We start from the raw sequence: 11467 nt of genomic DNA, 5'->3' as shown, positions 1-11467 counted from the left end.
TTTTCGAAGCATGAGAAAATTGTATCGAGAAGCTCATTTACCAAATGTCACTTCGAGTATGTTTTGTGTAGGCCAACGGAACAAAAAATGTATCGAGAAGACATACTAACCAAAATCACAATTAACACATAGATGTCACTTCGAGTGATTTTCGAAGCATGAGAAAATTGTATCGAGAAGCCATACTAACCAAAATCACAATTAACACATAGATGTCACTTCGAGTGATTTTCGAAGCATGAGAAAATTGTATCGAGAAGCTAAACCAAAATAACTATATTTAGAATATGAAATCGCCATTAGCAAATTTGCAATCAAACACGAATGAAGATAAGGCGATACCATATGACCATTTAAAAACAATAAATATCTACATATGAAAATCTACTATGTTTATATTTTAAAATGCTCTGATGGAACTTATTATACAGGATTCACATCTAATCTTGAAGGTAGATTTATGGAACATCAGTCAGGTAAACACAAAGACAGTTATACACATGCGAGAAGACCCCTTAGCTTGGTTTTTTATGCTGAATTTACTGAGCCTAGCATGGCTATTGCATCTGAAAAGCAAATCAAAAAATGGTCGAAAGCGAAAAAAGAAGCACTGATAAATGGTGAATTTGATAATCTTCCAAACCTAGCTAAGAAAAAGTTTAACTCTTAATGGTTCTCGATACAAAATACTTCGTGCCTCCGTATTTCACTCGAACTGACAGGCTAACTAACCAAAATCACAGTTAACACATAGATGTCACTTCGAGTGATTTTCGAAGCATGAGAAAATTGTATCGAGAAGCCATACTAACCAAAAACACAATCAACAACCTAGATGTCACTTCGAGTGATTTTCGAAGCATGAGAAAATTGTATCGAGAAGCTCATTTACCAAATGTCACTTCGAGTATTTTTTGTGTAGGGCAACGGAACAAAAAATGTATCGAGAAGCCATACTAACCAAAAACACAATCAACAACCCAAATGTCACTTCGAGTGATTTTCGAAGCATGAGAAAATTGTATCGAGAAGCTCATTTACCAAATGTCACTTCGAGTATTTTTTGTGTAGGGCAACGGAACAAAAAATGTATCGAGAAGCCATACTAACCAAAAACACAATCAACAACCCAAATGTCACTTCGAGTGTTTTTGTGCAGTGAAACGCAACAAAAAATGTATCGAGAAGCCATACTAACTAAAAACACAATCAACAACCTAGATGTCACTTCGAGTGATTTTCGAAGCATGAGAAAATTGTATCGAGAAGCCATACTAACCAAAAACACAATCAACAACCTAGATGTCACTTCGAGTGATTTTCGAAGCATGAGACAATTGTATCGAGAAGCCATACTAACCAAAAACATAATCAACAACCCAAATGTCACTTCGAGTATGTTTTGTGTAGGGCAACGGAACAAAAAATGTATAGAGAAGCCATACTCACTAAAAACACAATTAACAACCTAGATGTCACTTCGAGTGATTTTCGAAGCATGAGAAAATTGTATCGAGAAGCCATACTAACCAACAACACAATCAACAACCCAAATGTCACTTCGAGTGATTTTCGAAGCAGGAGAAAATTGTATCGAGAAGCCATACTAACCAAAAACATAATCAACAACCCAAATGTCACTTCGAGTATGTTTCGTGTAGGGCAACGGAACAAAAAATGTATCGAGAAGCTCATTTACCAAATGCATTAATTATTTAGTGTTAATAAAAGAAATATCATTTTTATTATAACATCTATAGTTTTAACTTTGCCACATAATGGGGTGCTTGTTTTTTTTAAACAGGCTGAGATGATACCCAAGAGTTTTTCAACTCGGCACCTGATCTGGGTAATACCAGCGTAGGGATTTTATGGAAATGGTCTGTATCCATTTCCATGTTTGGCTCGTCTCCTCATTTCATTTGTTTAAAAAACACAAAACATGACGGCCGATTTATTTTCACCAATTATCATCTTACAATGGCTAGGTACAGGCTTCGGAGTCACACAAGTACTTCTGTCCAGAAAAAATAATGTCAACAACTATGTATTTGGTATTATTTCCATACTCATTGGCATGTGGGTTCTGTACGACTCCAAACTGTATGCCGACATCCTACTCAACCTTTACTACCTAACCATGAGTATTTACGGATGGTTCTATTGGAAATTTGGCAAACAAAAAAAGGACGCTCCCATTAGTTATTCCAATTTCCAAGACCACCTAAAAGCCATAAGCATTGTTATAGGCTGCTTTATTATTATGGCGTATTGGCTATCACAACACACCAATTCCGATGTGCCTTACTGGGATGCCACAGCCACAGCCTTCGCTTGGGCAGGCATGTGGCTGATGGCACGACGAAAGATAGAAAACTGGATCTATTTAAACATCAGCAACATCATTTCCATACCCTTACTAATTTACAAAGACCTCTATATCTATGCGGGTTTAACGGCATTCCTATTTGCAGTGGCCATCTCAGGATATTTTAAATGGAAACAACTTATACAACAGACATCAAGAAATGAATACACCACCGTTTAACTTAAACCTCATGGAAGCTTCTGAATTTTCAGCTGACACTTTACAGTGGATTGCCGATAAAAACCTCTGGAACTTATGGGTTCCAAAAGCCTATAACGGATTGGAAGCATCATTTGTACAAGGTCTAAAAACATTGCAAGAACTTGCTAAAACCGATGGCAGTTTGGGTTGGACGGTCACCCTTTGCAGTGGCGCCAACTATTTTATTGGCAATTTACAACCAGAAACGGCCAACCACATATTTTTAAATACAGAGAAAACCCCGTGTTTTGGAGGTAGTGGCGGTGTTTTTGGTACAGCCGAACAACAGGACGATAGCTATATAGTTTCTGGAGTATGGCAGTACGCCACAGGGGCGCCTTACTTAAGCCATTTTACATTGAATGCTAAAATCCTTTCTGATGGCAAGCCTGTGCTGAATGACGAGGGCGAGCCCTTAGTCTATTCATTTGTCATCCCTAAAGAAGACGTGACCATTATTAAAGACTGGAATACGATGGGCTTACAAGCTACGGCAACCCATTCCTTTAAGGTGGAGTCGCTGTTGGTACCTTCCAAACAGGCCTTCGTTTACAATCGGTTTTATTTACCACAAGCCATTTTTAAAATCCCGTTTTCGGTATTTGCCGACTTAACGCTCTGGGTAAATTATGTAGGCATGGCAGAGCATTTTTTATATGAAGCCGCTAAAATTTTAGAAACAAAAACATTAGAACCCTTTCACAACGTACTATCCAAAGCCAACCAACGGCTTTATAAATTTGCCGAACGTATGGAACAACTCACCACCAAACAAACAACCATTACAGAAACCTATATAGAGACCATACACCAAGCAGCTTCGGTTTCGGTAAAAAACATATCACAGGCCATACTCCATATATACCCCTTATTGGGTGTGAAAGCTTGCAGCCAACAGCATCCATTAAACATCATATTTAGAGATTACTTTACAGCAACACAGCACCATATTTTTTCTAGGAAGTAGCGAGCAACTCCCTTTAGTCAAGCTAAAACCAGCCATTTTTCAACTCCGTTCTTTGTTGTCGCTAGTTTTTAATCTTCAAGAATCTTTGTTTCAAAACCATCAATACTTATGGTATTTTTGTTTTTCCAATAGTCTTCAATTTTGTCCTTTCCTTGTTTTTCTGCCCAAGCGTTTAATGTTGTTCGTTCTTCTTTAAAATCCATAAAAGGAACAGCAAAACCACAAGAAGTTTGAACCAAGTTTACATCCATTTCTATTATTTGCCTAGCCCCTATATTATCGGGGAACAAATTTGAATATTTATAATAATCATTATCTCTTTTATGGTAAATTTTTGCATGTCCGTATAGTCTTAAAATCAAAGGTTTCCCTTCAAAAGCACAAAACATAATAGTCATTCTATTATTCTTTATTAAATGCGCGGCGGTTTCATTTCCACTTCCCGTTAAATTCAACCAAACAATTTTATTCATATTAATAACCCTAAATGAGTCGGTACCTTTCGGAGACACATTGACTCTTCCGTCATTAGAAGCCGTTCCCACAAAGAATATCTTTTGATTTTCAATGAATTCCTTTAGTTCGTCAGTAATAAAATCTAATTTTTTTCCCATATTCTTTAAATTAGCTACACGTTTGGTATATAATCAGTTTCATAGTCAGCTACTAATTTAGTAAACAAATAATTACCAAAAAACACCCCAAAGGAATTTTCCAAATAGGCACTTACCTAAGCAATTAACGATACCCGGCTTAAGTTTGTTACTCAAGAAGTTCTTTTAAACGTTCTCTTAATTTTTCCGAATCCAAGTCCTTATCTATAATTTCGAAATCAGAGTTTAATAAAAAAGTAGTCGGGTAATAGATACACCATTCACCCAAAAACACAGTAAAAGTGGGGCGGAAAGTCTACACTTCGTTTTTTACCGTTTTAAGGCTGTTATAAACGTCATTTTAAACTCATATCATCATCTTTCAATGTACAAGACAAGAACCTATTAAAACCAAAAAACGCCCTTAAATAGGGCGTTTTTGTATCATGCTTTTTTGAAATTATAGGGTTGTGCAACGGTTACTGTTGTTGGCAAACGTTTTTAGTTTTTATGGTTCATTAGTTCCCATGTTTTATCTGCTTTTTCTATATTGTTTTTTTTATTCTCTCTCCAACGTTTAAAATACAGTTCGGATTTGTAGCTAAATAGATATAATTTATCATCAATAATCATAAAATATTCAGGGTTGGAATCATGTTTTCCTGGCTTTGTACCACCAATGAATATTGCTCCCATCTTGTCAGCGCAATAACCACCATACTCTGGTAAATATTTTTCAGGGTTTGCTATAAAGATTGATTTGTTGTTTTCGTTTAAGAAGAAAAATTTAACTCCTTTATATTGATACTGGTGTTTGCTAGAACCTCTCAATGCTCTGTTATGGGTATAATATTCGGTTAAATCATAACCTTTCACTGCTAATATGTCTTTGTCTATATTATAATCAGGAGCATCAGCATTCTCAATAGGATATTTTTGGCTCCCGTGCTTTATAATTATTATTTCGTCATTAGTTTGTGCACACATAATCGAAGAATATGCTAGAAATATAATAATAGGAATGATTTTCATATTATTTAGTTTTATAGTTAAAAAAGTGTTGAAATTTTTTAAATCTCAGTATGAAAAATGCATATTATTTAATTAAAATAGTTACTCAAATGTTTGCCAACACTTGTATAACCACAATAAATATATACCTTATTGTAGTTATATCGTTTACATACTCAATATATTACTTTTTAATAAAGTATCCAACAGACTTATAATAGCCATAATCCTATTAGTTTAAAACTTTCCACAGCAGGGGTTTTCGGTTTCAGAAATACAAAAAAAAGCGTGTTGTTTCGACGAGCTTTTATTCCGATTTATATTTTCAGCCACCATTTTATCGTTTTCAATTTATCAGATTCTATTTCTGTCAGATTTTGAGTTTCAAATTCAGACAATTTATTTTTCACAGATTCAATTCCGTAATTTTCTTTTATCCAAAAAGGGAATTCCTCAACACTTTTATTCCAATTTCCGATTGTCGATTTTAGAATTAAGCTTAAATCAATATCAGATTTCGGTTTAAGGATAACCAATATTTTTCCAGCGTATTTTTGGTCAACATATTCCGTTTCAGGTCTTTTTTCGTTTTCAAACACTTTAACAATTCCGTCCACTATTACTTCATCAGAAACTTTATTTAATTTGTCTATAAATTGTTGAATTCTTAAATCTCCAATTTTATCCATTAAGTCAATAGACGAATAAAATTCATTTTGAAAATCATCTGATGTTTTTGGAATGTTCATCGGTTTTTCAGCTTGCAGGTAACAAACAAAACCCCTATTGGAGTCATATGTTTATTACGCAATATATTACTTTTTAACAAGCTATCCAACAGACTTATAATAGCCATAATCCTATTATTAATGTCAATGGTTTTAGGAAGCTGAAAACTTTCCAAAGCAGGTGAAGTACCCTAAAAAGAAACTGCCTCAAAGGCAGTTACAGAAGTATGTTTTTTATAATGTATGGGCTTGTGCAACTACGGGTGTTGTCATTAGTTTTTTTTTATCTTCTCTATAAAAAGATTGATTTCTTTTAAGTTTTTATTCTTAAGCTTAAATGAATAAAATAATTTTTGCTCTATTATTTTAGAAGACTTTATTGGGGCCTTAATTAAGTTTTTGTTTAGCTCCTCTTCACACAAATGTTTAGGAACTATACTAAAACCACTATGATTTTTTAAAACTTCTATTATGTCCATATAGGAGGATAAAATATATCTTGGAACTATTTTAGGATTAATATTGAATCTAGAATCCCAGAACTTTTTTATATCATCTTGGTTATTGTCATAAGTAAACCAAGTTTGCTTTTGTAACCATGTAATGAATTGCTTATCACTTTTCTCTATACCTTCTGGAATAGTAATTGTATTGGAACAAATTAATTCTAACTCTTCATTCTTTATGTATGTGAATTGATGGTCATACATATCATGCTTTTTTATCCCTACTAATAATTGAATTTTATCCATTTCAAGGGCTTCAATCAATTCCTTTTCATTTCCAAAATGAGTTACTATATACATATCAAAAGAATAGATTTGATGTATTAACTCTTTTTTGAAAAAGTCTGTTGTACAACCAATTATTATTGCAGATCGTTGTTTTTTCGTTCTTTGACTTGAATAATATTCTACTCTTTCTAATTCTTGTAATGGATTGTTAATTTGAGAATATAAAAATTTCCCATATTCGGTAGGTGCTAATTTCCGAGTAGTTCTTTCAAATAGTTTTTTACCAATATGACTTTCCAATGCAGATAGATGTTTACTAACTCCAGGTTGAGTCATATTTAATTTTTTTGAAGCTTCCGTTATGTTTTCACATTCATATATAGAGTTGAAAGTTCTCAACCATTCTAAATTAATCATAACATATATTATAAATAATCAAACAAAAATAATTAAAATTATCAATGCACTGAATCTATATTTGTATAAAAATATAAATTATGACAAAAACACTAGTAATAAACTATACACCTAGAAAAGGATCTTACACAAAAATTTTATTTGATGAGTTTGTAAAACTTGCAAAAGGGAAGACAGAAATAAAACATCTGAATTTAGCAGAAACCCCACCAGAATTATTATTAGAGAAAAATTTGAATTTAATAATGGAATGGAACATGGGCAAGAGAAACTTTTCAGAAGCACAACTCTCAACGTTATCTAATCATCATAAACTTATAGAAGAAGTTATTGAAGTTGATAATATCGTATTAGCTTTTCCTATTTACAATTTTACTATGCCAGCAACTGTAAAGGCTTGGATAGATGCTATTGTCGTTAGCGATAAGACATTCTCTTTTAGTCCTGAAACAGGTTTTAGTGGTCTTTGTAATAATAAAAAAGCTTTATCAATAGTAGTTAGTGGTTTCGATTATAATAAGTCAGGTAATGTTAAGGAGTTTGCCTCATCCACAATAAAGCAGAATTTTGACTTTATAGGAATAGCTTCAGAACAGATTTCCGCTTTTGGAGTTGACCAAAATAGAGACCAATTAAATTCAATTCTTGAGAATGCAAAATTCGAAATAAAAACTTTGATTGAAAAATGGTTTCCAAATTAATGCCAACCCCATACAACCACAACAAACACCAACCCCCATTGCAGCCAAATCGTTTATATATGCAATATATTAATTTTCAACAAGCTATCCAACGGTCATATAATAGCCATAATCTTATTATTAATGGCAATGGTTTAGGGAAGTTGAAAACTTCACACAGCAGGGAAGTACCCTAAAAAAGAAACTGCCTCAAAAGGCAGTTATAGAAGTCTGTTTTTTTATAATGTATGGGCTTGTGTCGGTCTAAAAAGCACAGCGTAATATATTCAAGGTTAACTAGTTTTGTTAGTTGCTGGCAATTTCTGTTTTCTTCCAATTATAAAATATAAAAGAGTTCCTAAAAGGTTCCCAAGTAATACTACTAAAATCCATACAATTTTATTATTTCCAGAAAATTCATTTTTTAGAATATCAATGAGAGCTATAATCGTTGGTATAAAAACGAGTAATATTAAAATTATTTGAGAAGGTCCAATAGTTAAAAAATAGTTCATAGTTTTTGTTTTAATTTTTATTCGTATTTTTTTTAAGCATTAAAGCTAATACCCACACAACCACACCCCCCCATTGCAGTCATATCGTTTACGTATGCAATATATTACTTTTTAACAAGTTATCCAACAGACTTATAATAGCCATAATCATATTATTAATGTCAATGGTTTTAGGAAGCTGAAAACTTTCCAAAGCAGATGAAGCGACCTAAAAAAAGAAACTGACTCAAAAGGCAGTTACAGAAGTATCTTTTTTATAATGTATGGGCTTGGGCAACCCTTACCTGCTTTGTTAGCCTTTGTTTTTATATTCATTTATTATCTCTTCGTCCCATATTTGGGCTTCAATGTATTTATCATATTTTAAGCTTTCTTCCGCTAAACACTTTTCGTCTGATGGAATTCCGTACTCACTTATCAAGTCATTCATTTCGTTTAGCAAGAAAACTTGTCCGTTACAATCCTTTCTATAAGTTTCAAGTTTTGGCTCATCGTAAAACTGAAAGGATACCATACTATCAGGATAAGTAAAACTTATATGTTCAGACTTAAAATCAGTTATAGGAATTTTTATAACTCCTGGATTAATGTACCAAGATTTCGCCCAATCACATTCTCCTAATGTAAAATAGAAAGGGTCATTTCTATTTGGTTTTCCTCCTTTTGAAATAAATTTTTCCTTAATTCTCTTTTCTAAAGCTAACCTTAATTTAATATAATTCTCTGGTCTTTTACTATTCCATCCTTTCGAGATTTTATTTTGGATGTCTTCAGCTTTTTCATAACCAAATTCAGTAATGTTTCGGAATGGTCCATTTTCAATTTCATAATAATGAAATAAGAATTTCGGTATAGTCATATTTTTTCAAATAAAGCCCTACAACCACAACAAACACCAACCCCCATTGCAGCCATATCGTTTATATACGCAATATATTACTTTTCAACAAGCTATCCAACAGACTTATATAGCCATAATCTTATTGTTAATGTCAATGGTTTTAGGAAGTCGAAAACTTTGCAAAGCAGGGGCACCCAACACCACCTGAGCCTAAACGATGCCAACCCCGGGCATGGAAAAAGTGTGAGGTGTTTTTGTATTCGGCAGAAACCTTGGTGGAAAGGCATTTTGCCACAAAAGGAGGTTTATAGCCTTGGGTTGTTGGGAAATTTAAGGGGATTTGTTGGGTGTGATGTTACACACTTTGCTGAGTAGGTTATTTTTCATATAAGTCTCTCAATGATGAGTTGAATAATTTTTGTGTCGATTCTATATCTTGCCAAACATTATCAACATTTTTCATTTCATATTCTTTTTGATTTGTCCAATTTCCATTTTGAGAAGTTAGAACTTTTATTTTTACATCAAAACTGCTAGGAATCTGTATTTGCTTAATCTCTGTGCTTGGATAAAAAATATACTTTTTTACAATTGAAGTTCTACCAATAATAACAATTGGTAAAATCTCTGATTGTATTATATTGTCATTGTACAATATATTTTCATATTCTCTAATTGGATTAAAGTCTTGTTCAATATATGTTTTATTGTTCGATGTTATTCTTACATTAAGTTTTACATCACTTAAATATGCTGTTTTACCACCAGAATTAATAAACGCCAAACTCATCATTATAATAGGTTGAACTTTTTTATTATCAAGTGTAGATACATACAGTTTTGCTTGCTTACCACAAGATATTTCTATTTTAGATCTATATGTAGTATCCCATATAGTATAAATAGATAATCCTATTGCCACTATTGACACAAAAAGTGTAATCCAAAATTTTACTGTATCTGTCATCATGTTTTTTATTAATTACTGTCAACGTTTATCTTTAATTTATCTTCATACGAAAGTAGCCCTTGCCCTATGAAGTCATGAGACTTCTTAGCCGTTTAATTTGAATATGCAAATTTGCGAACTTCACACAGTAGGGTAATTTCACTAAAGTCCCAAATATGGCTAAATGTGTGTTGTATGCAGTTTTTTTTTATTTAATTTTCTTTCTATAAAAGTGTTTATAAAACCCATTTTTTTTTTACAGAATCAAGTGCCTCTATTAAGGAGACCTTTCCATAATCTATGCTTTGCACACTTCTTAAGCTTATAATAGTTGGCATTGATGCATTTGCTAAACGCACATTCCCAGGTAATTTATCACCATTTTTCGTCAGATGAATATGCATTGCTTGTTGTAAAAATTCACTACTTGTTTGGTTTAAGTCTTTGAGTGTATTTTGGATAAATGACATTACATACTGACCATAATCTATAGCTTCTTTTGATGATGGAACATAACCTTTATGTATTACTTTATTTCTAAATGCTGATCTATTTTCTTCTATTCGATTAGCTATTCCTTCCTGCAAAAATAGTATCAAAAAAGCTCCAATTTGTCTTTCGGATTGATTCGCCATTTGCTTCCATGTTTTAATAAAAGAATCAACTGTGACCGAATTTTTTAATGAAATTATAAGTATACAATATTCGATAAATCTTTCAAGCGAACTAGAATAACTAGAAACAGCCTCTTTAGTATATCCATCTATTAAAGCCAACGATGCAATGTCAAATAATATTTCAAATTTTTGTTCTTGTAGTTGGGTTAATGAACGATGTTTTTTAGGACAGATAAATTCATATAAATTTTCGTCGTTTAGTTCAACTTCAAAATCGACGTCAGAATTTAGCTCTATTTTCAATTGTTCATAATCTTCTTTTGTCTGGGAAGTTTCATTAAAACATTCCCAGCAAAATGATGAAATTCCTATTATCATATTATATACGATTTTTAAAAATTATCCACAACTTGCTTATATCCACAACTTTATTAAACACACCTTCCCAATTAGCAGCATTTACGCAACTTTCAACATCTCTCGCTCCACGTATTTTTTTGTTCCTTTTTCAAATCCATATAACACCAACCAATATTAACCTTTTCTTACAAATAATCAAAATAATTTCTCTCTTTTCATACAAACACCTAATACCATCAAGTTTTATTAAACAACCTGTATCTGTATAGCAATAACAGGATGTATTTAATAACCTGTATAGCTATTTCAGGACGGGTCGTGGGAAAACCCAACACCTAGCACCCAGCACCCTACCCCCTACCTCATGTATGGCTTAAGTATGGCTTAAGTATGGATAAAGCATGCCAACAGCAATAACGTGACCCGTCCTAAAATAACTATACAGGTTATTAAATAAATCCTGATATAATTATACAATTCTTTTTC

General features: G+C 32.7%; 12 protein-coding genes and 1 riboswitch. Of the genes, 4 read left to right on the top strand and 8 right to left on the bottom strand.

What is annotated here, in order from left to right; translation table 11 throughout:
* Window positions 1–376 precede the first annotated feature (376 nt).
* The 3 genes from DKT72_RS17605 to DKT72_RS17595 all read left to right on the top strand — a co-directional run bounded on the left by DKT72_RS17605 (window position 377) and on the right by DKT72_RS17595 (window position 3536).
* On the top strand, window positions 377–670 hold the full coding sequence (locus DKT72_RS17605) for a GIY-YIG nuclease family protein (protein ID WP_111310066.1): 294 nt from the start codon (window positions 377–379) through the stop codon (window positions 668–670).
* 1099 nt (window positions 671–1769) lie between these two features.
* Window positions 1770–1886, top strand: a riboswitch (TPP riboswitch).
* A 56-nt stretch (window positions 1887–1942) separates the two neighbouring features.
* Entirely contained in the window at window positions 1943–2548 is a 606-nt protein-coding gene (pnuC, locus tag DKT72_RS17600; protein WP_111310065.1) for a nicotinamide riboside transporter PnuC, read from the top strand.
* Window positions 2529–3536, top strand: a complete 1008-nt coding sequence (locus DKT72_RS17595) for an acyl-CoA dehydrogenase family protein (RefSeq protein ID WP_111310064.1) — start codon at window positions 2529–2531, stop codon at window positions 3534–3536. Before pnuC ends, DKT72_RS17595 begins: the two co-directional genes overlap by 20 nt.
* 68 nt (window positions 3537–3604) lie before the next feature.
* On the opposite strand, the gene DKT72_RS17590 is transcribed toward DKT72_RS17595, so the two are convergent.
* From DKT72_RS17590 to DKT72_RS17575, 4 genes are all read right to left on the bottom strand, one after another.
* Complete coding sequence (locus tag DKT72_RS17590; protein WP_111310063.1) at window positions 3605–4150, bottom strand: pyridoxamine 5'-phosphate oxidase family protein; 546 nt, start codon at window positions 4148–4150, stop codon at window positions 3605–3607.
* A gap of 480 nt (window positions 4151–4630) precedes the next feature.
* Window positions 4631–5161 carry a YHS domain-containing (seleno)protein gene (locus tag DKT72_RS17585; RefSeq protein ID WP_111310062.1) on the bottom strand — a complete coding sequence of 177 codons (531 nt, stop codon included), beginning with the start codon at window positions 5159–5161 and terminating at the stop codon, window positions 4631–4633.
* 296 nt (window positions 5162–5457) lie between these two features.
* Window positions 5458–5889 (bottom strand): hypothetical protein, encoded by a 432-nt coding sequence (locus DKT72_RS17580; protein ID WP_111310061.1) that lies wholly within the window; start codon window positions 5887–5889, stop codon window positions 5458–5460.
* A 251-nt stretch (window positions 5890–6140) separates the two neighbouring features.
* Window positions 6141–7019 (bottom strand): LysR family transcriptional regulator, encoded by an 879-nt coding sequence (locus DKT72_RS17575; RefSeq protein ID WP_111310060.1) that lies wholly within the window; start codon window positions 7017–7019, stop codon window positions 6141–6143.
* A gap of 80 nt (window positions 7020–7099) precedes the next feature.
* On the opposite strand from DKT72_RS17575, the gene DKT72_RS17570 reads away from it, so the two are divergent.
* Entirely contained in the window at window positions 7100–7720 is a 621-nt protein-coding gene (locus DKT72_RS17570) for an NAD(P)H-dependent oxidoreductase (RefSeq protein WP_111310059.1), read from the top strand.
* A 272-nt stretch (window positions 7721–7992) separates the two neighbouring features.
* Here the strand turns inward: DKT72_RS17570 and DKT72_RS17560 are convergent, their stop codons facing one another.
* The 4 genes from DKT72_RS17560 to DKT72_RS17545 all read right to left on the bottom strand — a co-directional run bounded on the left by DKT72_RS17560 (window position 7993) and on the right by DKT72_RS17545 (window position 10999).
* Window positions 7993–8214 carry a PLDc N-terminal domain-containing protein gene (locus tag DKT72_RS17560; protein WP_111310057.1) on the bottom strand — a complete coding sequence of 74 codons (222 nt, stop codon included), beginning with the start codon at window positions 8212–8214 and terminating at the stop codon, window positions 7993–7995.
* Window positions 8215–8506: 292 nt separating this feature from the next.
* Complete coding sequence (locus DKT72_RS17555; RefSeq protein ID WP_111310056.1) at window positions 8507–9073, bottom strand: hypothetical protein; 567 nt, start codon at window positions 9071–9073, stop codon at window positions 8507–8509.
* A gap of 358 nt (window positions 9074–9431) precedes the next feature.
* Window positions 9432–10025 (bottom strand): hypothetical protein, encoded by a 594-nt coding sequence (locus DKT72_RS17550; protein ID WP_111310055.1) that lies wholly within the window; start codon window positions 10023–10025, stop codon window positions 9432–9434.
* Between the two features lie 215 nt (window positions 10026–10240).
* On the bottom strand, window positions 10241–10999 hold the full coding sequence (locus DKT72_RS17545) for a hypothetical protein (RefSeq protein ID WP_111310054.1): 759 nt from the start codon (window positions 10997–10999) through the stop codon (window positions 10241–10243).
* Window positions 11000–11467 lie beyond the last annotated feature (468 nt).

The sequence above is a fragment of the Confluentibacter sediminis genome (genome assembly GCF_003258355.1).
In the GTDB taxonomy this organism is placed as follows: Bacteria; Bacteroidota; Bacteroidia; order Flavobacteriales; family Flavobacteriaceae; genus Confluentibacter; species Confluentibacter sediminis.
Note: the sequence above shows the minus strand (reverse complement) of the source record. Positions and strands in the feature narration are given on the sequence as shown.

Coding starts and splice junctions, on each gene's coding strand:
- DKT72_RS17605 (WP_111310066.1), top strand. CDS start 377: ATGAAAATCTACTATGTTTATATTTTAAAATGCTCTGATGGAACTTAT.
- pnuC (WP_111310065.1), top strand. CDS start 1,943: ATGACGGCCGATTTATTTTCACCAATTATCATCTTACAATGGCTAGGT.
- DKT72_RS17595 (WP_111310064.1), top strand. CDS start 2,529: ATGAATACACCACCGTTTAACTTAAACCTCATGGAAGCTTCTGAATTT.
- DKT72_RS17590 (WP_111310063.1), bottom strand. CDS start 4,150: ATGGGAAAAAAATTAGATTTTATTACTGACGAACTAAAGGAATTCATT.
- DKT72_RS17585 (WP_111310062.1), bottom strand. CDS start 5,161: ATGAAAATCATTCCTATTATTATATTTCTAGCATATTCTTCGATTATG.
- DKT72_RS17580 (WP_111310061.1), bottom strand. CDS start 5,889: ATGAACATTCCAAAAACATCAGATGATTTTCAAAATGAATTTTATTCG.
- DKT72_RS17575 (WP_111310060.1), bottom strand. CDS start 7,019: ATGATTAATTTAGAATGGTTGAGAACTTTCAACTCTATATATGAATGT.
- DKT72_RS17570 (WP_111310059.1), top strand. CDS start 7,100: ATGACAAAAACACTAGTAATAAACTATACACCTAGAAAAGGATCTTAC.
- DKT72_RS17560 (WP_111310057.1), bottom strand. CDS start 8,214: ATGAACTATTTTTTAACTATTGGACCTTCTCAAATAATTTTAATATTA.
- DKT72_RS17555 (WP_111310056.1), bottom strand. CDS start 9,073: ATGACTATACCGAAATTCTTATTTCATTATTATGAAATTGAAAATGGA.
- DKT72_RS17550 (WP_111310055.1), bottom strand. CDS start 10,025: ATGATGACAGATACAGTAAAATTTTGGATTACACTTTTTGTGTCAATA.
- DKT72_RS17545 (WP_111310054.1), bottom strand. CDS start 10,999: ATGATAATAGGAATTTCATCATTTTGCTGGGAATGTTTTAATGAAACT.